General features: G+C 34.0%; 18 protein-coding genes. 6 read left to right on the forward strand and 12 right to left on the reverse strand.

Going from position 1 to position 20,213, the window contains the following annotated elements:
- Positions 1–46: 46 nt before the first annotated feature.
- The 5 genes from ABID42_RS18380 to ABID42_RS18400 all read right to left on the reverse strand — a co-directional run bounded on the left by ABID42_RS18380 (position 47) and on the right by ABID42_RS18400 (position 6,827).
- Positions 47–1,018 (reverse strand): GSCFA domain-containing protein, encoded by a 972-nt coding sequence (locus ABID42_RS18380; protein WP_367284920.1) that lies wholly within the window; start codon positions 1,016–1,018, stop codon positions 47–49.
- A gap of 7 nt (positions 1,019–1,025) precedes the next feature.
- A complete protein-coding gene (locus ABID42_RS18385; RefSeq protein ID WP_367284921.1) occupies positions 1,026–1,889 on the reverse strand; it encodes a DUF4249 domain-containing protein in 864 nt (287 codons plus the stop codon).
- A 64-nt stretch (positions 1,890–1,953) separates the two neighbouring features.
- On the reverse strand, positions 1,954–4,797 hold the full coding sequence (locus ABID42_RS18390; RefSeq protein WP_367284922.1) for a TonB-dependent receptor: 2,844 nt from the start codon (positions 4,795–4,797) through the stop codon (positions 1,954–1,956).
- A 159-nt stretch (positions 4,798–4,956) separates the two neighbouring features.
- Entirely contained in the window at positions 4,957–5,670 is a 714-nt protein-coding gene (locus ABID42_RS18395) for a LytR/AlgR family response regulator transcription factor (protein WP_323256491.1), read from the reverse strand.
- 104 nt (positions 5,671–5,774) lie between these two features.
- Positions 5,775–6,827 carry a sensor histidine kinase gene (locus ABID42_RS18400; RefSeq protein WP_367284923.1) on the reverse strand — a complete coding sequence of 351 codons (1,053 nt, stop codon included), beginning with the start codon at positions 6,825–6,827 and terminating at the stop codon, positions 5,775–5,777.
- Positions 6,828–7,014: 187 nt separating this feature from the next.
- Here ABID42_RS18400 and ABID42_RS18405 point away from each other — a divergent pair, with 187 nt between their 5' ends.
- The gene (locus ABID42_RS18405) at positions 7,015–7,299 is read left to right on the forward strand and encodes a YHS domain-containing protein (RefSeq protein ID WP_367284924.1); all 285 of its coding nucleotides are present in this window, start codon (positions 7,015–7,017) and stop codon (positions 7,297–7,299) included.
- Between the two features lie 63 nt (positions 7,300–7,362).
- The gene (locus tag ABID42_RS18410; RefSeq protein ID WP_367284925.1) at positions 7,363–7,575 is read left to right on the forward strand and encodes a hypothetical protein; all 213 of its coding nucleotides are present in this window, start codon (positions 7,363–7,365) and stop codon (positions 7,573–7,575) included.
- Positions 7,576–7,655: 80 nt separating this feature from the next.
- On the opposite strand, the gene ABID42_RS18415 is transcribed toward ABID42_RS18410, so the two are convergent.
- Positions 7,656–8,846, reverse strand: coding sequence for a Gfo/Idh/MocA family protein (locus tag ABID42_RS18415; protein WP_367284980.1), 1,191 nt, complete (start codon positions 8,844–8,846; stop codon positions 7,656–7,658).
- Between the two features lie 261 nt (positions 8,847–9,107).
- Between ABID42_RS18415 and ABID42_RS18420 the strand changes: the two genes are divergently transcribed.
- The 4 genes from ABID42_RS18420 (at position 9,108) to ispF (ending at position 12,561) form a co-directional block, all read left to right on the forward strand.
- Complete coding sequence (locus ABID42_RS18420; RefSeq protein ID WP_367284926.1) at positions 9,108–10,325, forward strand: MFS transporter; 1,218 nt, start codon at positions 9,108–9,110, stop codon at positions 10,323–10,325.
- A 112-nt stretch (positions 10,326–10,437) separates the two neighbouring features.
- On the forward strand, positions 10,438–10,992 hold the full coding sequence (locus ABID42_RS18425; protein ID WP_367284927.1) for a Uma2 family endonuclease: 555 nt from the start codon (positions 10,438–10,440) through the stop codon (positions 10,990–10,992).
- Positions 10,993–11,124: 132 nt separating this feature from the next.
- On the forward strand, positions 11,125–12,000 hold the full coding sequence (locus ABID42_RS18430) for an alpha/beta fold hydrolase (RefSeq protein WP_367284928.1): 876 nt from the start codon (positions 11,125–11,127) through the stop codon (positions 11,998–12,000).
- Positions 12,001–12,081: 81 nt separating this feature from the next.
- Positions 12,082–12,561: a 2-C-methyl-D-erythritol 2,4-cyclodiphosphate synthase gene (gene ispF / locus ABID42_RS18435; protein WP_323256506.1), complete on the forward strand. Its 480-nt coding sequence runs from the start codon at positions 12,082–12,084 to the stop codon at positions 12,559–12,561.
- 104 nt (positions 12,562–12,665) lie between these two features.
- On the opposite strand, the gene ABID42_RS18440 is transcribed toward ispF, so the two are convergent.
- The 6 genes from ABID42_RS18440 to ABID42_RS18465 all read right to left on the reverse strand — a co-directional run bounded on the left by ABID42_RS18440 (position 12,666) and on the right by ABID42_RS18465 (position 20,203).
- Positions 12,666–13,022, reverse strand: coding sequence for a bleomycin resistance protein (locus ABID42_RS18440; protein ID WP_367284929.1), 357 nt, complete (start codon positions 13,020–13,022; stop codon positions 12,666–12,668).
- Positions 13,023–13,113: 91 nt separating this feature from the next.
- Positions 13,114–13,566, reverse strand: a complete 453-nt coding sequence (locus tag ABID42_RS18445; RefSeq protein WP_367284930.1) for a nuclear transport factor 2 family protein — start codon at positions 13,564–13,566, stop codon at positions 13,114–13,116.
- 116 nt (positions 13,567–13,682) lie between these two features.
- A complete protein-coding gene (locus ABID42_RS18450; protein ID WP_367284931.1) occupies positions 13,683–14,255 on the reverse strand; it encodes a hypothetical protein in 573 nt (190 codons plus the stop codon).
- Positions 14,256–14,728: 473 nt separating this feature from the next.
- Entirely contained in the window at positions 14,729–16,579 is a 1,851-nt protein-coding gene (locus ABID42_RS18455; RefSeq protein ID WP_367284932.1) for a hypothetical protein, read from the reverse strand.
- Positions 16,580–16,885: 306 nt separating this feature from the next.
- Entirely contained in the window at positions 16,886–17,740 is an 855-nt protein-coding gene (locus ABID42_RS18460; RefSeq protein ID WP_367284933.1) for a hypothetical protein, read from the reverse strand.
- 393 nt (positions 17,741–18,133) lie between these two features.
- Positions 18,134–20,203 (reverse strand): ComEA family DNA-binding protein, encoded by a 2,070-nt coding sequence (locus tag ABID42_RS18465; protein WP_367284934.1) that lies wholly within the window; start codon positions 20,201–20,203, stop codon positions 18,134–18,136.
- Between the last annotated feature and the right edge of the window lie 10 nt (positions 20,204–20,213).

The raw sequence follows: 20,213 nt of genomic DNA on the forward strand, positions 1-20,213 counted from the left end.
AACAATGAAGCTCTGAAAACCTCGATTATATCGAGGTTTTTTATTTTTATAGGAGTTTGCTCATTACTTCTTTAATCTCCTCAGAAACGTCAATTCTAGCACTAATTTTCTCCAAATCAGTTAAAAGAGTGGATAAAAATTGTTGATGAGCTTCTGACTGTTCATTAAAAGGACGATGAGCCAATCTTTTCTTAATTTGATTCCAATCTGCAATAAAAGATTTTAATTCACCGTCGAAATAAGTATCAGCAAATTTTTCATAAATATAGTTTTCGGCTACTTCATTTGGATGAATTAAATCGGCTTTATAAAAGCGATAATCACGCAAATCATCCATCATTAATTCATAAGCAGGAAAGTATGCTACATCGCTATAATCTGCCGTTAAATAATGACAAGCCGCACGAAGTATTGATTTAGAAATATGATTCTCTGGAATGCCATCTTTGGTATGTCTTACTGGCGAAAGTGTAAGAATTATTCTCAAATTAGGATTTACGGCTTTCAACTGCTTATGGAGCATCGCAAAGCTTTTACAAATATCTTTTACACTCAATAAGTCTTTTTCAAAAAGTTTATTGGGCATTTTATGGCAATTTGCCACATAAACTGGAGTCGATAAAAGTTTGTAAATAAAAGCTGTTCCGAAAGTAATTAAAACGAAATTGGCTGATTGAAGTTTGCTTGATAAGTCGTTGATGCTCTCATTGATTGTTTTAGCTAATTCTTCTTCTGTATTGGCAAAAAACTGTGAATGGAAATCATAATGAAACCAAGTACTTTGGTTTTCGATGAAGAGGCGTTCATCTGCTAATTGATAGTCGGGAGATAAAACTTTAAAAATTGAAAGTGGATTAAATAACGTTCCTAATGGATTTACTTCAATTTTCAACTTATTATTTTTCAATTGATTCCCAACTACATCCGCAAAGCAAGAGCCTAACGTAATGAGTTGAGAATCAAGAGAAATCTTATTTTGAGCTTTTGGAATCGTAAACGTTGTCCTAAATTCAGCCATGAAGAGCTTATTTTTGTTTAACCGTAAACGCTAAAGTATCTGCATTTACACCTGTAAAGATACCTAATCCGTTAGTAATTGTACTAGGTGGCGTACTGATGTTTTGCGAAGTACTTCCTGTACTATTATACAAAGCTGCATAATCTGGGTTTACTTTTAACAACACAATGTTGTGTTTTCCAAAATATTGAAATTGCTGAGAACGTAATATCGTAGTAGTTCCTTGTACTGGTTGACTTCTAAAACGTCTTGTTAAATCGCTAAAATTAGTCGTTGTTGGCAAAGTAATAATTAATACTGGGCTTACTTCAAGGTTATCAACAACTACAAAATGGTAATCGCTGGTTGGATTACTCCATGTTAAATTAACATTTACATTTTCATCGACACCACCACCAAAACCACCACCAGAAGAAAGATTCAATTTAGTACGTGCAATCGAAGTAATATCGGTAGTAAAACCAACAGGTTTCGTTGGAATAATAGTACTTGCCGTTACAGGGTTACCATTGTAAACAAATGATAAATTATAAGTAACACCAACTTTCAATTTTACATTTGTATCCGATTTATACAAACCCTCTCCTACTGATGTTAACGCATAAGTATTAGTACCATCCGAAATTTTGATGTCTAATCCATTGATAGGCGTTTGCGTATTTGAAGTATCTTCATTGTAGGCAATTTCTTTTTTCACAATCAAAGAAATTGGTTTGCCTGCAACTAAATAAGCTTCAACAATTGGCTTAGCTCCTCCTTGTATAAAATTAGAATCCTCTTCGCAAGCAATTAAAAAACCAAGTAATGCAGTAGCCATTACAAAAGCAAAGAGGTTCTTTTTTGATGATATATAATTGATATATGATTTCATTTTTTCGTCTTTAATTTGATTTTTTGCCTGATTTGATTATTCGACAAACAAAAAACATTTCAACTTACTTGAACTTATAGCTAAATGTGATGTTAGGCGTAAAACCTAAATAATTGACATCCGTAATTGAAAGGTACTTATCTCCTGTAGTTGCATCGGTAATTGTTTGATATTTTTTGTACCAAACATTTGTTCTTCCGTAAGCATTAAATACAGAGAATCCGATACTTCCACGTGAGAAATTGTAAGTAGCTGAAACATCTAAACGATGTGAAGCTGGCAAACGATTTCCATTTGTAATTGATGGATCTGTAAAGTCAATTTCTGTTCCGTCTAATAGTTTTACGGTATAACCACCCACAATTGAAGTATAAGGTTTTCCTGAAGCGTAAATCCAAGTAGCTGCTAAATCCCAACGACCTAATTTATAAATGTTTACCGATTTGAATTCGTGTCTTACATCAAAGTTAGAAGGGAAAGAATTTGCTGAGAATTGAGCGATATATTTATCAGAATGAGCAAAAGTATAACCAACCCAACCAGTATAATCACCAAATTTCTTCTGAACCAAAAAGTCAATTCCTTTTACTTTACCTGTACCGTTAAAGAAAGTTTCATTCGCAATTAAACCACGACCAATTTGTGGAGCAAAACGTAATGTATAACGAGTATCGTTTTGAATATCTTTATAATATCCTTCCACATCAAACAGGTAATCGTTCAATTCATAACTCAATCCAAAAATATAGTGAGTTGAAGAAGTAACTGGCAAGTAAGAATTATTAGCCAAAACCCAGAAATTACGACTTCCGTTTGAAATATCTTCTCTTTCAACCTGTTTAGCAAACTGATAATAAATACCCCAGGCTCCTTTGAACTTCAAACGGTCGTTTACTGAATAAGTACCTGAAAGTCTTGGTTCAAAATAGTTTTTGCTCGTTACATCAAAATAATTGGCTCTGATACCAGCTTTCAACACCAATTTACTATCAAATAATTTTATTTGGTCTTGTAAATAAGCGGTCAACAAACTTCCTTTATCATTTTTAGCGATAATAACTGTCGTATCATTTTGGCTGTTCGAGTATTGAATATTAAGTCTTGTCGCTTGAATACCAAAAGCTAGCTGATTACTTTTTGAAGTATTGTACTCAATATCTGTTTTAGCAGAAAAGTCTTTTAAATCGTTGCTTTCAATTGAACCAAACTTAACGGTAGTCGTTTCGTTATTTCTTACAAATGAGTTTTCACTTGTATTATCTCTTCCACTAAAGAAGTTTGAATAACTAATCAAGGTATTTGTATAGAATTTATCACTCCATTTTTTCGACCATTTCAAACTCGTACCTGTATTTCCCCATTTAGAAAGGTCGGTATTGTTGAAACCTCCTCCACCACCAAATGGCAAACCTAAACTTTGCGAATTATCAAGGTAATCTTCTCCGTTGTAAATACTCAAACTTACGTTTTCATTTTCAGAAGGTTTGAAAGTAATTTTTCCATTCAAATCATAAAAATATGAAGTTGCTGTTTGTGCACTCTGAGTCCTTCTGAAACCTCCACCAAAGCCTCCGCCTTGTGTGCTAGTAGTACTTGAATTAAAAGTATTAAAAATCTTATTATAAAGTGGACCAGCCCATGAACGACGACCCGCTACCGAGAATGTCACTTTTTTGTCTTTAGTAACAGGACCTTCTGCCCAAACATTGGCACTGATTAAGCTTAAATCTCCACCAAAATTAAATTCTCTTTTATTACCATCTTTACTTGTAATTTCAACTACAGATGAAATTCTTCCTCCAAATTTAGCATCGAAACCACCTTTATAAAGCTGTACATCTTTGATTGGATTTGAGTTGAAAGCCGAGAAGAAACCATAAAGGTGATCAACATAATAAACCGTAAAACCATCGTAAAGTACAAGGTTTTGGTCTGGCGTACCACCACGAACATACAAACCAGAAGAAGATTGATTGGCAGCACTAATACCTGGCATTAATTGAAAAGAACGGAAAATATCTTTTTCGCCAACGTTTGGTAATTTAGCAATGTTACGAGGCGTCATTTTAAACATACCAATTGTTTCGGCAGCTTTCAATACTTCTGTTTTCTCGCCTTTTACTACTACTTCATCCAATTCCGTATTATCTGGTTCCATTTCGATAGTAATGCCAGAAATTGGAGCATCAGGTACCAATTTTATCGTAGTAGTTACATAACCAATATAACTTAAAATTAAAGTTGTCGTATCTGTCGGTACTTTCAAGAGTGTAAAATAACCGTCCACATTGGTTTGTGTACCTGTTTTTTTACTCTTAATCATGATATTAACGAAAGGAAGTGGCTCTGATGAACGAGCATCAAGAATTTTCCCGGTAAAAGTAAAATCGAATTTCGTAGCAGGTTTTAAAGCAGCTTGGCGACGAGTATTTTGTGGAATTGCTTCCATCGCTGGACGATTAACAGCAATCTGCGGTGTTGTTCCTTGTGGCGTTGGAGCAGTAATTCCAGCATCTGCAATTGCTGGCGCAGGTACGGCAGAGTTTCCACCATAATAAGTACCACTATTGTAACTACTTTTCACATAGACTTTTTGTGATTTAGGAACAATATGAACTAATTGATTATCATCTACATAAAACTTCAGCCCAGAACCTTTCAAAAGTCCTCTCATACCTGTTTCTAATGACATATTATCAAACCAGTAACTTGCATATAAGCCTTTAATTTTAGTAGGATCATAAATAAATTTAGCACCTACTTTTGTTTCTAAATCAGCTAAAATTTCGGCTAGAGGGCGATTATTATAGAATTCATCTTTGATAGTAATCCCAGTAGTTGTTGTAACCTGCGAAAATACCTTCACTGAGAATAGTACTAAAGTGGTTAAGAGAAAAAGTTTTTTCATGAAATACAGTTGGTTAATCCGAGTACAAAGTTAGGGCAATCTTCTCATAAATTGCCACTTACTTTAGAATACATCAAATAGACCGCTATTATTGTGCGATAGTTGCGTTAAAAAATGTTAAATGCTTTGATATGATATGAAAACGAGCAATGTGCTTACTTATTGACCGATGCTTTTAAAAAAGCCTTCTGAATAACTTTCGCTGATGGGAATTTGTGCATTACCAATTTTAATCTTTAAGTTTCTGATAGATTCGATTTTATCTAAGGAAACAATAAAAGACTTGTGTACTCTGTAGCAATCGGGTGTTGGGAGTTTCTCTTCAATGGCTTTCATCGTCATTCTGGTAACAATAGGTTTTGAAGAAGTAGAAGTATAGATTTTGATATAGTCTTTCAAACCTTCAATATAAGTAATTTCTGAAACCTTAATTTTCACTAATGAATAATCAGCATTTACAAAAATGGCTGATATTTTATCTACTACAGGCTCTTCGCTTACTTGTGGTTTATTTCGTAAAGTATATAATTCAGACGCTTTGTTGACCGCTTTTAAGAATCTTTCAAAATCAATAGGCTTCAAAAGATAATCTACTACATCTAATTCAAAACCTTCAAGCGCATATTGTTTATAAGCCGTAACAAAAATTACCATTGGTTTCGTTTTCAAGCTATGCAAAAACTGAACGCCAGTAATGCCAGGCATTTGTATGTCCAGAAATATCAAATCAATCTGTTCATTTTGTAAAACTTCAATCGCATCAAAAGCATTTTTACAGCGTTTTACAAGTTTCAAAAATGGTATTTTATTAATATTGTCCTCAAGTAAATCAAGGGCTAGACTTTCATCATCTACGGCAATACAATTCAGCATAAGCAATCTTATTTATCACATTTCAACACTTTGAAAGAGTAAAATATGTTTTATCTATCTTCAAAGATACTCTTTTTGTGCTATTGGAAAATTACAAAATCAAATTAAGCCAATTCATCTTTACGAATGATGACAAGCTTTATTTTGTAATAATCATCTTGATCTTTAATGATTAACTGATGATTCTCTGGATAAAGTAATTCAAGCCTACGTTTTACATTGGCAAGACCAATACCAGAAGCTTCATCTTTTTTTTCTAAAAACTGTCTGTTTACTTTATTACTTACTTCAAATGTCAAACTGTTTTTTTGGGTTGTCAAAGTAATTTCAATGGTTGGGTTCGAAATCATGCCGACGCCATGTTTAAAAGAATTTTCCACAAAAGGAATCAATAACATGGGTTCAATCGTTTGATTTTTATCTAAATTTCCAACTTCAAAATTGATTGCAATATCATCACCAAAACGTAATTGTTGAAGCTCAATGTAAGCTCTGAGATACTGAGCTTCTCGTCCTAAAGTTACCATTGCATCATCAGATTCATAAAGCATGTAACGCATTAAATCAGAAAGTTTTACGACTACGGGTTCTACTTTTTCTGGTTTTCTTCTTGAGAGTGAAACAATACTATTTAATACGTTAAATATAAAATGTGGACTAATCTGCGAGCGTAAAAAGGATAATTCAGATTTTAGCCTTTCGTTTTCTTGTTCTTTTTTCGATTTTTCATATTCCAGAGTATCAGACACAATGCGATAAGAAGTACTAATTGCTAGAAAGAAAAGTATTTGAAAAGTAAAGCCTGTTTTGGGGATAAATTTTGCATGTAAAAAAACGCTTTTCACAATTGTTGTCAGCAAAAACACTGAAGCAATGAGTATAACAATTGAAAGCAAATACCACCAAATACCTTTTGTCTTTAAAATTTTAGGAATTAGGAAATTACTATTCAAGTAAAAAAACGGTATATTCAATAAAGTAAAAATGGCGAAAAAAGTAGTAATTGATACTTTGGGCGTCGGCGGAGGACGACGAATAATTGATTTAACAGGTTCTGCATTTTGAGATTGTAACAAAAAAGGTAAAGCCAACATAAAAGCCCAAAATGCAATATGGAGAAACACAACTTGATATTTTGTTAAATTAGTTTTAGTCATTTGAGACATCTCATTTTAAAGCAGTTATTCATCGAATAGCCTATTGATAAAAAGGCAGTCAGACAAATTTAATTAAAGATAAGCTGTTAAAAAACATAATAGTATATTCCGTAAATTTGTGCAGACCATTAAGCTTATAAAAGCGACCATTGAATATCAAATCTAATTTTTTCAATTCAATCAAAAAATGAAAGAGATAATCTTAAGCTTCGCTGTACTTACAGCCATCGGAAACGTAGCGTATTCGCAAGAAAAACCCAATAAAGTGGCAAAAGCCACCATTAGTAAAGTAAAGAAAGAAGTAATTCTGGAAGAAGGGAAAGACCCAATTTGCAAAATGAACGTAGAAAAAGACGCTAAAAACACTTCTACTTATCAGGGTAAAAAAGTACATTTTTGTAGTATTGTTTGCAAAGAAATGTTTGATAAAAATCCAGAAAAATATGCTTTAAAAGCGGCTGTGAAGCGTTAAAATTAGTAATATTCGTTTTATTTAAAATAAATGTATTAGTAGAACTCAAAAAGAATATTCGTGATGAAAACTCTTGAAAAACTAAAAGCTATTTTCCTGAGAATAGATAATGCTAAAAGTAATTCAGAAATCGAAGCTTTGAGTTTAGAAGTAGATAAGTTATTAAATGAAAGACCAATTGAAGGAATTGCTGATTTTTTACTAGAACAGGCTAATTTATTGAATCAAAAAATAAAATCAATAAGTACTGAATTTGAGGTAAATGTGGTTCAATGAATCTATTTTGCAATTCATAAAAAAACACCCTCCAAGCAAACAACAAGTTTTCAGGAGGGTGTTTTTATTTCAGGTAAAACTTAAACTTCCATTTTAGTCCAAACTGCACCTGCTGCATTTGATTTCAAAACAGTATCAATAAATACCATTCCACGTAAACCTTCTTCAATGCCCATAAAGTCATGAATTTCAGGATCATATCCTGATGTATTTTCGCCTTCTCCATTTAGTCCACCAGTAGCATTTTTCTGAGCTTCTTCTCCCCATCTTGCACGAAGTGCATAAGTAAAGTTTCTATAAATATTGGCAAATGTTTCAATGTATCCTTCTGGATGACCTGCTGGTTGACGAGTATGCGCTTGAGCAGCTTTAGATAAATTACCCACACCAGTACGGATAATTCTTGAACCATTTTCTTGATTTGTCAAAATCAACGTATTTGGCTCCATTTGTTTCCATTTCAAACCACCAAATTCACCATATACTCTGATATTCAAATCATTTTCTTCGCCATTACAAATTTGTGAATTGTGCAATATACCTTTTGCTCCATTATCAAAACGTAAAAGCATATTGGCATCATCATCCAATTGACGGCCTTCTACGAAAATCGTTAAGTCAGCACAAATCTCAGTAATTTTTAAACCAGTAATATATTCAGCCAAGTTTTCGGCATGTGTACCAATATCTCCAACTCCACCTGCTGCACCACTTCTTGCTGGGTCGGTTCTCCAAGAGGCTTGTTTTTGTCCAGTTGCTTCAACCAGTTGCGCCAACCATCCTTGTGGATACTCAACAATTACTTTACGAATTTTACCAATGGCACCAGCTTTTATCAAAGCTCTTGCTTCTTTCACCATTGGATAACCAGAGTAATTATGTGTCAAAGCATAAATCAATCCTGATTCTTCAATAATATCTTTTAATAAATAGGCTTCTTTAGAATTCAAGGTAGCAGGCTTATCAGATACCACATGAAAACCATTTTCTAAAGCCATTTTGGCAGCAGGAAAATGCACATGGTTTGGAGTAACAATAGAAACAAAATCCATTCTTTCTCCTTCTGGCAATGCTTTTTCAGCCAAAATCATTTCCTCAAATGAACCATAAACACGGTCTGGGGAGATATACAATGCTTCGCCTGTAGCTTTTGATTTCGCAGGGTCAGAACTAAAAGCTCCACAAACTAATTCAATTTCGCCATCCAATGCCGCCCCACGACGGTGAACAGCTCCGATGAAAGCTTCCAAGCTTCCACCAATCATACCCATTCTAATTTTTCTTGCCATTTTTCGTATCAATCAGTCGGTAAGTAATTGTTTTATGTATTTTATTACCACAAATTTACCGCATAGTATTCTAATAAATTCCTTTCTTGTGATAAACTAAGTACAAAATTTCATAAAAATACTGATAAGAACTTACAGACAATCTGGAAAAAAATTCGTTTTTTTGATAGATTTTTCTTTGATGATTTTTCACATATCTAAGATTCCTAATTATTCAAACACATTTTAAATCCCTAATCAACTATGTCTCAAATCGTTAACCGTGACAAACTTTTCTTAGGAAGTTGTTTTGCCTTAATTACTACGGCAATGGCTTTCGGTATCCGTGCAGGTGTCCTTACTCAACTCGGTGTAGAATTCAACCTTTCGTCACAAGAACTTGGTTACGTAAATCAAATGGCTTTCTTGGGCTTTCCTATCGCAATGATTATCGGTGGCCCTCTTTATAATGCACTTGGTCCTAAAAAAATTATCTGGGTAGCTTTTGTTACACACGTTTTAGGTTTAATAATGACTATCTTTTCTGGTGGATTCTGGACTTTATTAATTTCAACTTTTTTTGTTGGTTTTGGTAATGGTACGGTTGAAGCTGCTTGTAATCCGATGATTTCGGATATGTACGAAGGAAACGAGAAAACAAAAATGTTAAACCGTTTCCACATGTGGTTTCCGGGCGGTATTGTAATCGGTAGTTTGCTTTCTCAATTCATGACTTCAGCAAATATGGGCTGGCAATTACAAATCGGTGCAATTTTAGTTCCTGCTGTGATTTATGCCTTTTTATTCTTCGGTCAAGCATTTCCTGCTAGTCAAGACGAAGGTGCAGTTTCTACTGGCGAGAACTTCAAAGCAATGCTTTCACCATTATACATTTTCATGTTAGCTTGTATGGCTTTAACAGCGATTTCAGAATTCGGTCCAGAACAATGGATTGGACCAATTCTTGGTAAAGCTGGTGCAAGTCCAATGATTATTTTGGCTTTGGTAACTGGTTTAATGGCTGTAGGTCGCTACTTTGCTGGCCCTATTGTTCACTCTATCAACCCAACTGGTGTATTATTGGCATCAGCCATTTTCGCTACGATTGGTGTTGTATTGATGAGCCAAGCTACTGGTGCTATGGTTTATGTTTCAGCAGTAATTTTCGCAATTGGCGTATGTTACTTCTGGCCAACAATGATTGGCTTCGTTGCTGAAAACCTACCTCGTACTGGTGCTTTTGGTCTTTCTATCATGGGTGGTATGGGTATGTTCTCTACTTCTATCTTCCAACCAATCATTGGTGCATGGTTAGATGGTGAAACGGCTAAAGCTGCTGAAGCTGGATTGACTGGTGATGCTGCTGAATTAGCTGCCGGACAAGCAACTTTGCAAAATATGGCGATTTTCCCAATTATCTTAATTGCTGCTTTCATTGGCTTATACTTATATAAGCGTAAAAATGCTACTGTACACGCATAAGATATTTCATCATATTTCTTTAAACGAAACCCCACAAATACTTGTTATTCTGTGGGGTTTCTTGATTTTAAAGCATATTTTTTCTACTTTTATTTAATAAAAATCAAATGTTATGCTAACCGTTTCTGAAAAAATATATACTGTAACAGAATACTTCGAGCTGGAAAAAACCTCAGAAGTAAAGCATGAATTTGTAGAAGGACACCTTATTGAAATGCCTGGAGAAAAGAAAATTGCAAATCGTATCGCTGGAAGTCTTTACGCTTTACTGTTACAACTACTGAACCAAGAAATTTTTGATGTTTACTTTCAAGATGTACGCCTAAGTACCGTAAAAGGTAAACGCTATCGCTATCTCGATGTAATGGTTGTACCAACGATTGATGATGAAGATGAATATACTGTTCATCAAGCAGTATTAGTAGCAGAAATACTTTCTCCAACAACTGAAAAAACTGATAGAAACGAAAAGCTGAAAGAATATTCCAAAATACCAACGCTACAATATTATTTATTGATTTCACAAGAAGAACCAGTCATCGAATTGTATAGAAGAAACGGAGCTATTTTCGAATACCTTTTCTTTACTGACAAGACTGAACGTATTGATTTACCTTTCTTTGATGTATCATTTACATTAAATGACATATACAAAAAAATACTTTGAAATGTCATTAATCATACTTTCACCAAACAAAGCCTTGTAGATATTTGTAGTATCTGCAAGGCTTTTTATTTAAGTGAAATACTTTGTTTGTTATCAGTATTTTTGAAGAATCAACTGGTTATTCCGTTTAAAATGAATCAGACAAAAATGTTAAAAATCGGAAAAAGACTGCTCATTGCATATATCATTCTCTTTATCATCTCGCAAATTCTATCTTCATGTTTCAGTTTTAGAATGAGTCAGCAAGAAATTGATAAGGCTTTTACTGGCTTCAAACAAAAACCCATTCAACATCAAATAGAGGTACAAGGAACAAAAATGAATTTTGCCGAAATCGGGAATGATTCTTTGCCTGTCGCTTTTTTTGTGCATGGTTCGCCCGGTTCTTGGACGGCTTTTATTGATTTTATGAAAGATACTGTTCTGTTGAAAAAAGTAAAAATGGTTTCTGTAGATAGAATCGGTTTCGGAGCATCTGAACTTGGCGACGGTGAAAAATCTTTGCAAACACAAGTAGATTTACTGAAACCTATCGTAGCTTATGAAAAACGTTTTGGTAAAAAGATTATCCTCATCGGACATTCTTTGGGTGGTCCAGTCATTGCGAAAATGGCGATGGAGTATCCATCATTGATTGATAAACTTATTATCGTAGCAGGTTCTATCGCTCCAGATTTAGAACCTAACGAAAAATGGTTTAGAATTCCGATGGCATTTTCGCCTATCCGAGTATTAATTCCTGCCTCTTTTCGGGCATCTAATGATGAAATCTTATTTTTGAAACCAGAATTAGAAAAGATGTTACCTTTGTGGAAAAATATTCGGCAACCCGTTATCGTGATTCAAGGAGGAAAAGATATGTTGGTGAATCCGAAAAATGCAGATTTTGCCCAAAAAATGTTGGTCAATTCAGCAAAAGTAGAAATCATACGGGTAGATACCATGAATCATTTCGTGCCGTGGTCGCATCCGTTTTTAATAAAGAAAGCAATAAGCAGTGAGCTTTGAGCAATGAGCTTTGAGTTTTTATTTTCCAAAATCTCAAAGCTCAAAGCTCATAGCTCGTAGCTCGAAGCTAAAAGCTAAAACATGAAACTAAGAGTAGGACAAGGCTACGACGTACATCGTCTGGAAGAAGGAAGAGATTTTTGGTTGGGTGGAATTATCGTTCCACACACACATGGAGCTGTTGGGCATTCGGATGCTGACATTGTTTGCCATGTAATTTGTGATGCCCTTTTGGGTGCAGCCAATATGCGAAATATCGGTTATCATTTCTCAGACAAAGATCCAAAATACAAAGGCGTCGATTCTAAGATTTTGGTAAAAAGAGTATTAGAAATGATTCGTGAAGCAGGTTGGGAAGTAAACAACCTAGACGTAACGGTGATTTTACAAGAACCCAAACTCAATCCGCATATTCCAGCTATGAAAACCTGTTTGGCAGCAGTGATGAACATTCCCGAAGAAGATATTGCTATCAAAGCCACCACTTCCGAACACATTGGTTTTGTAGGACGTGGCGAAGGCATCGCCGCCCAATGTGTGGCTTTGATTTGTAAAGAGTAAGAATATTACACAAACCCCGAAGGGCTAAAAGAATTATCACTTACTGAATTATTCTTTTAGCCCTTCGGGGTTTTTATGCTCAATACTTCTAAACCTTAATTTGCTTAAACACTCTGCCCAAAAGTCAGCAGATTATTGTCGGGGTCTAGGATTGAGAACTCTTTTTGTCCCCACGGTTTTAGCTGTAAATGTCCTGCTGGATGAATACTTGTTTTATTGGCTAAAAACGTTTGGTACAATTGGTCAATATCATCTGTTCGGATATATACTTGCCCATAGTTTTCGTTCGGGTCTAGTGCTGTAAACTCAAAGAAGTGAATTTGAATATTATCATTTTGTACCATCAAATAACCATCAAAATCAGCGCTCCCAAATTCTTGAAAGCCCAATTGATTAATATAAAAATCCCTTGTAATAGCCTTATTACGCATGGGAAGTTTAGGATTGATGTCGGTAAGCATATCTTAATTGTTTAATGCTAAAAGAAATATTGTTTGTAAAAGTATTTGCAGACAGCTCCTGCATTTTATTTATCGTTTCAAGGCGAAATCACTAATGCTGTTTGGTGTCTTTATACTGCCAAAGAACATTAATGATTTTCCAAGTACCATTAAGTTTCACAATGTGCATATAGTCAATCCATTCGTCGGCAATTAATTTTACAGAGGCTGTACGTTCTGAAACGTCGAGCAGTATAACTTCTTTTTTAGGTGACGAAGGAAATTTGTCGCCATTCTTGTTATAACTTTCTGCTAGCAAAACCATCGATTCTGTAGTCGTTTCTCGGACATAATCTTTTCCTGTTGCTTTGTCTTTCCAAAAAGTACGTTTAACCATTCTAGGGTGTAATGCCCCATCCATTTGTTTAGGATTTGGTTTGTGTTGAGATTCTATATAGTCAAGAGCGGCTTGTTTGATGGCTAAACTATCTTGTTTAGTTTGTCCAAAAACCATATTACTTGTCAGAAATAATACAAGGTATAAAAGAACATGTTTTGTCTTCATTTTAGTTGTTTTGTTGATGAATAAAGTTTAGTGAAAATTTTATATTGTTGGGTGTGATGATAATTTTAATTCTGCTATGTAAAGTAGAAAAAAGATTTGAAACAGCCAGTGATAGTCTATTTTAAATAATAATAACCCGTTACAACAGCATTTTCTAGTTTTTCTCCTCGTAAACTTCTAGGCTTATTGATATCCATCGTAAAATTAATATCATATTTAAATCTAATTCTTACTTCTCTTCCATCTTTGATAAGTGATTCTATAAAGCCCGCTGTTATCATTTTTATTACCTTCTCATGCTTAGGAATAACTAATTGAAAATTGATGATGTCGTCTAGGTCTTGTTTTTCGTAGTTCCCCTCTTTATCCATAGTTCCCATTTCAATTCCACTTATTGCTTGTTCTGATTCCATCCACATTTCATTATGATACCATGGCTCATATTTTGACTTCCTATTTTCTATTTCAACACAAGAGTAAAGCCATTCTTGAATCATATAATTTGTATCCGTTTTATTTACAAACGTTAGTATTAATCTGGGTTTTGAATCTTTATATACATAGTTCATAGAAACATCAACCGAATCATTGATAACTTGCTGTTTATCTTCTTGATTATAATTTACACAACCAGTGATTATCAAAATCAACATTAAAAAAAATGAAAGCCTTTGTTGTGGTTTTTGCATGGACTCCTTAATGTTAAATACTCCTCTTCATAAATTTCGAGTGGGACGCTCTTCCATGTTTTAGGTCTTAGGAGAACCTAAGACTAGTTGGAAAATCTCTCAGTCGGGAAGCAAAATCCCTTAGTCAGGTTGCTTAATCTCTCAGTCGGGAAGCAAAATCCCTCAGTCAGGTTGCTTAATCTCTCAGTCGGGAAGCAAAATCCCTCAGTCAGGTTGCTTAATCTCTCAGTCGGGAAGCAAAATCCCTCAATTAGGATGCTTAATCTCTCAGTCGAGAAGCAAAATCCCTCAGTCGGGTTGCTTAATCTCTTGGTCGGGAAGCAAAATCCCTCAGTCGGGTTGCTTAATCTCTTAGCCATTGTATATGTCTCCACACACAATTTCAACTTGCTATAAAAAACCCTTTAACAAATTTTGTGCGGGACGCTCTTTTATGTTTTAGGTCTTAGGAGAGCCTGAGAATAGTTGAAGGACTAAACAATAGATGAAGCTTTTCCTTTAATTTTGTCCACTGCTTTTATTATACTCCTGTTTTTACCTGATTTGTAATAATAATGTACAAAGTATTCAATAAATATATTCATGATATTTTTTATCTCTTTTCGTTTTAGTAAAAATAACTCATCACTCATGTTCCTATGTAAAGTAAGGTTTCTTTCGATATATAGTTCAGTGATTACATATTCTACATAAGTGTCTATATTACTGTTAAAAGTACTTTTATTACTACTAAATAACTGAATATTATCTACAATGTCTTCTATAATTAGACTATCAATTTCTGATTTTAGTACATGGATATTCTTCTGAAATCTACGTAATTCAGATTTTGCCGTCTTAGTATTTATGCTTAGTTTTTCAGCTACTTCCTTTGATAAAATATAGTCTTCTGGGTTTAGTAAACTATGCTTTTGGGTCAGTGAATTAGATAAGATATTTTTCCATTCAATCAGATAATAATTATTTAGATAAAGTTTTAAAATAGCTTTGATAAGCTCTTTTATATTACTCTCACTTTCAAATAATGCCTCTAAGCATACCCAAAGTTTTCCTGGGTAGTACATTTTATCTGTTAAAATATCAGAGACAACACTTATAAAATTCAATACTCTTTTATCTTCTTCATTTTCTTGTTTTAGTTTATCTATATAATGTAATCTACTTTTTTGATATTCAAGTATTTCATCAATGGCGCCAATTTGAGGTAAGGCATTAGTTGTACCCCAGATTCGATTAAAACTACTATTTGTAACAAAAACATTATTAACAAATACTTTACCGTTTAACTCTAATTCTCTATTCAAAACAGATAAAGCTAATTTTACCTTTTTATAGCCTTTTAAATATATTTGTTCTTCTTGCAAGCCTTCTACTTTTACGAAAGCATTACACTGAGATTTATTTTCATCTTCATTGTAATTTAATGAAAACGTTTCATTAAATATTATAGAAGGCAATTTCTCTTTTAAGGTTATCTTGGGATTAAAACCAATGTTAGGATTGTAAAACTCTACATCTAAAAAATGTAATGGCTCGCATCGCCAATTAACATCAAAAACTCGAAATATTAAATAACGAGTTTTTAAGGGTCTATTGAGTAAATTAACAATACTTTCTATCTGCTTTTTTAAGGTAAGTGTTTCCCACTCATTTTTTTTATATTCATTATATTCGTGATTACTCGTAAAATCAGCATCCGATTTTTCAAATGGGAATCTATCAATATCAAAGAGTATTTCAGGTAGTTCTTTGATCAGCTTTGCATTAAAACCTTTATTGAAAAGTTCAATAATAAAATAGTTAGTGAGTTTTTTTATATCCTCTTTATCATTATTATCAATAGGTGTATTTTTTTCAAGTAATTCTATTAAACACTTAGAAATTTCAAAAGAATAACTACTATCTATCCAGTTTTTAATTGTTAATATGTGTTTTCTTAACAAATGTTTTCTAGGCTGAATATTAGCTTTAGCTTCATTTTCCCATGCAGTTTTTGATGTACTTTTAACCTGTATTATATAATCAATAGCTCTTTTTACTTTTTTCTTTACAATTCTTTTAATCAAAATATTATCGTTCCCGTAATGTTCATCATCATAGAATTGTGTTATATATTTATGTGCATAAAAAAAATTCCCTTCTATTTGAAGTTTTACCTTTTCAATAATTGTTCTGTGTGATTTTAAATAATACTTGTCAAAAATCACATCTTGTGCATAAAAAACCAATTGCCAATAGTTAATAAAATATTCAACTCTTGTCGAAGTATTTACATCTTCTTCCTTTGTTAGTTCATCTAAATATTTAAGCTTCTTAAACTGCATAATTTTAATCAGGTTATATCCAAATATTTTCCTCTGTGTATGAAAGCGTTATTTAAGTTCAATATAAGATACATATTCCATATAAAAAACTTTACTTAGTTGAGCAATTGTACTAAACATTAAATGAGTATCTATGCACCACTCATGGCATGAATGATAGAGATTTGTCAATGCCACAAACTAAATAAAGTAATACCATGAGTATTTATCACTTCATTTCAATAGGGGTGGACTTAACTCCACCTCTATTGAAATAAAGTAAATTTTAAACCTATGAGGTTTTAAAAACCTCATGGTTTGTTATACTTACTTAATAAAAATATGCAATGGCTGTATGTCTTTTCCATTCATGTTAAGCTTTGCGTAGGTTGATGCGTTTTTCCAACATGTTGACGCTCCGTTTTCATAACCAACTCCATACACATCATTTCCATGCTTAACAAGGCTATTGGCTATTGAGCCATTTACATTACTAAAATACTGAAGTCCTTCAGCATTATTTTTCCAGTAGCAAGCCTTCCCATTATTCATCCCTGATAGGTAAAAATCATCTCCTTCAAAAATCATTGGAGATTGGCTACCGTAATTGCTTTGTGCATTTGCTTCTGCAAGCTTAATAATTTCTTTGCCCGACCCATCTGGGTTTAGCTTTAATACCGCTATGTATAATTTACTATTCGCTTCAAAGTAAGCACCAACGATATACAACTTTGTTTTGTTGGCATAAATATATCTTGGACTAAAACTATCATCCTCTGAAAGACTAATAGATTGCTGTGTACCACCTGCTATTCTAAGCATGACCGATTTCACAACGCCATTGATACCTTGTGTGCCAACGGCAAAATACTCATTATCAAGTTTAGTAATATCAGCAAGGTTATGCACAGCACCTTGGTTGTTTGAAGCAATTAAAACAGTATTATTGCCTTCTTGTAGGTAAAAATTAGGTCTGGTAAAACCACCAGGCGTAGAACGATAAAAATAACTTAACTGATTCTGAAAAACCTTATAAGCTATCACCATTGCATTGGACTCTGTACTGTTGATGGCTGTAATTAACTGCTGGTTTTTTCGGTATTTATAAGAACCGCCGATATAAACATCTTGATTATGATAATAGCCAAATTTTATATCTAAACCTGTGGCAGTGGCACTCATATCTACCGTTTTTTCAGCATTCCACAATACGACACCGTCGCTATTGGTGTTACCGACAGTATGACCTAAAACATGTAATTATGGATTTGTTTGATTAATGATTTCTTCACTATTACAGGCAAAGAGGCTGATAATACTTACAAAAAGTATTAGCCATGAGTTAAAAGTTTTCATTTAAAAAGGTTGTGTTTATGAGGTTATATTGGCTTTTTTAGCGCAATAAACTAAAGATGCACTTTCCCCTTAATTGGTTGGAAACGTTTTTACAATTTTCAAAAAATGATACGAAAAATATTTATCCACTCATGGCATGAATGACAGAGGTTTGTCGATGCCCCAAACTAAATAAAGTAAATTTTAAACCTATGAGGTTTTAAAAACCTCATAGGTTTGCTAAAAATGTAATCTCAACTGTACTTTCACTTCTGAACGATGCGGAGCTGAGATTTCATCTAAACCTGAACCAAAAGTAAGGGCATCGCCCAATAAGTCCGTCCTTGCCCAACGAATCCAAGCATCCACATTCCGATTGATTTTGTATTTCGCCAAGAGATAATGCCGAAAACCATGTTCATAATAAGCAGGAAAGGAAAAGGCATAGAGGACATCTTGTTCATAGAAATATTGTCGGTTATCATAATCATCCGTCTTGAAAAAAGCAATTCTACTCGATAAAGCAATCCGACCAAAATCTGCATTGACATCTTGGGCAATGGCAAAACCTTTGGTAAAGGCTTGTCCATCAAACTGAAAAGTACTTGCCGAAGCCCTTGTTTGGAATTCCCAAGTTTTAGAGAGTTTGTAATTTACATTCACCAACAAAGCCCTTTTAGTTCTTTCCCTTACCACCGTTATTTCTCTGGTTTTCTCCTTCCCTTTATCCAAATACGTTTCGGTGATTTTAGTATTCTCTTCCTTATTCTCTTGCCTGATTTGCAGATAAGCCTGTAGCTTTTTAGAGGGTTGGAAAGTCAATCGTCCCAGATAATCAAAGCCTTTGGTTGGCTGTTTATCCACTAAGTAACGATACCAAGGAAAGTAAAAATAATCGAAATAAGCAGAAGCCGACCATTTCCTGTTAATAGTGTGTTTGATGCCCGTATAAACTCCCCGTTCGTTGATATTTCGGGAGTTTTCAGAAAAGCCATTGGCATAAAAACTATGGAAATTTTTATCATAATTCCGAAGCATTAGCGAAATATCAGTTTGTTTGCTTAAACTCGCTAAAATACCCGTTACTGCCCCTACTCCACCACTTTCTGAACGAGCGATTTCACCAAAGAGATTATAATTCTGGAAATGATAACTCCAATGCAAGCCCGCCAAGAAGTTTTCTTTGCCCGAAAACTCAAATTGATTATAAGCTTTATCAGCTTTAATCAAGGGCAAACTAAAATTGGTTTGCAACAAAGTAATTCCCGTTTGCAAAGTATTGCTTTTGTTATGATAACTAATATTTACACCGACGTTCTCTTCCCTTAAAGAAGCTTTATCAGCAATTTCAGAAGGCGTGCGATGTAAACCAGAAGTTTGAAGCGAAGTAACGAAAGCGACGTCGGTATTGGGATAAGTTTCCAAATTTGCATCACGTTTGATACGAGAATAAAAAGCGGTAAAATCAAAAGAATGAATTTGATAAGTAGCAGTTCCACCACGAAAGAAATTACTTTCCATCACCGAAGTATAAGGACGAGCACCAAGATGGTTTCGGCGAGTCGTTAAAACAGTTTCGGCACCTTTACCCAAATAGAATCCAGCAGCAGAAATTAAGCCTTGTCCGAATTGTAATTGATAATCGCCCAAAGTGATGTTTTTCCAATGTCCTTTGTTTTGTACTTGGAAATGAAAAGAAGTAAAATCTGTAATTTGGCTTTCGCCTTCATCTTTTTCGATGGTGAAACCTGCACTAAAATCTTTGGGTAAAGCGATTTTATAGCGTGCATATAATTTCATCGGCGAACCTTCATAACGCACTTTACTGCGTGCATCTGGTTCGGTAAATCCTTTTTTGGTTTCCAAATATTGGGTGTATCTCAGCAAGAAGTACTGATTGGCTTTTTGTAAGCTATTTTGAAAAGTTTTGATAGAAAATCCATCCGCATTTACCCGCACGAAGGGAATGAATTTATAAATAGTCGGCAAATCAAAGTCTGGAATGGCTTGCAATTCATAGATTGAAAGAAGTTTTCCAACATTTTCACGATAAGTAAAAAAGGCATTCAATTGTTTTTCAGAAAGCAAGTAAAGGGAAGCTAATTCTTGTCGGGAGACTGTATTCAAATCTAAAGGATTCAAATAATTTTGATAGAGCGATTCAAATAATTCTTCGGAAACACCATCAACAGGATTTCCTAAGATTTCTTGAATGAGATTACGAATATTACTTTCTTGTGTAGAAAGTTCTTGAGCATTGATTTGCGTATAAACTACGATGCTCAATGTGAGGAGTAGGATTTTTTTCATGGTAGAAATA

The organism is Arcicella rosea, from assembly GCF_040543805.1.
GTDB classification, from domain to species: Bacteria; Bacteroidota; Bacteroidia; order Cytophagales; family Spirosomataceae; genus Arcicella; species Arcicella rosea.

Excerpts from the sequence above, each read along its gene's own strand:
- ABID42_RS18395 (WP_323256491.1), bottom strand. The coding sequence starts at position 5,670 with ATGCTGAATTGTATTGCCGTAGATGATGAAAGTCTAGCCCTTGATTTA.
- ABID42_RS18425 (WP_367284927.1), top strand. The coding sequence starts at position 10,438 with ATGCTAACCGTTTCTGAAAAAATATATACTGTAACAGAATACTTCGAG.
- ABID42_RS18440 (WP_367284929.1), bottom strand. The coding sequence starts at position 13,022 with ATGCTTACCGACATCAATCCTAAACTTCCCATGCGTAATAAGGCTATT.
- ABID42_RS18455 (WP_367284932.1), bottom strand. The coding sequence starts at position 16,579 with ATGCAGTTTAAGAAGCTTAAATATTTAGATGAACTAACAAAGGAAGAA.
- ABID42_RS18400 (WP_367284923.1), bottom strand. The coding sequence starts at position 6,827 with ATGACTAAAACTAATTTAACAAAATATCAAGTTGTGTTTCTCCATATT.
- ABID42_RS18410 (WP_367284925.1), top strand. The coding sequence starts at position 7,363 with ATGAAAACTCTTGAAAAACTAAAAGCTATTTTCCTGAGAATAGATAAT.
- ABID42_RS18380 (WP_367284920.1), bottom strand. The coding sequence starts at position 1,018 with ATGGCTGAATTTAGGACAACGTTTACGATTCCAAAAGCTCAAAATAAG.
- ABID42_RS18430 (WP_367284928.1), top strand. The coding sequence starts at position 11,125 with ATGAATCAGACAAAAATGTTAAAAATCGGAAAAAGACTGCTCATTGCA.
- ABID42_RS18390 (WP_367284922.1), bottom strand. The coding sequence starts at position 4,797 with ATGAAAAAACTTTTTCTCTTAACCACTTTAGTACTATTCTCAGTGAAG.
- ABID42_RS18450 (WP_367284931.1), bottom strand. The coding sequence starts at position 14,255 with ATGCAAAAACCACAACAAAGGCTTTCATTTTTTTTAATGTTGATTTTG.
- ABID42_RS18415 (WP_367284980.1), bottom strand. The coding sequence starts at position 8,846 with ATGGGTATGATTGGTGGAAGCTTGGAAGCTTTCATCGGAGCTGTTCAC.
- ABID42_RS18385 (WP_367284921.1), bottom strand. The coding sequence starts at position 1,889 with ATGAAATCATATATCAATTATATATCATCAAAAAAGAACCTCTTTGCT.
- ABID42_RS18445 (WP_367284930.1), bottom strand. The coding sequence starts at position 13,566 with ATGAAGACAAAACATGTTCTTTTATACCTTGTATTATTTCTGACAAGT.
- ABID42_RS18460 (WP_367284933.1), bottom strand. The coding sequence starts at position 17,740 with ATGAGTGCCACTGCCACAGGTTTAGATATAAAATTTGGCTATTATCAT.
- ispF (WP_323256506.1), top strand. The coding sequence starts at position 12,082 with ATGAAACTAAGAGTAGGACAAGGCTACGACGTACATCGTCTGGAAGAA.
- ABID42_RS18420 (WP_367284926.1), top strand. The coding sequence starts at position 9,108 with ATGTCTCAAATCGTTAACCGTGACAAACTTTTCTTAGGAAGTTGTTTT.
- ABID42_RS18405 (WP_367284924.1), top strand. The coding sequence starts at position 7,015 with ATGAAAGAGATAATCTTAAGCTTCGCTGTACTTACAGCCATCGGAAAC.
- ABID42_RS18465 (WP_367284934.1), bottom strand. The coding sequence starts at position 20,203 with ATGAAAAAAATCCTACTCCTCACATTGAGCATCGTAGTTTATACGCAA.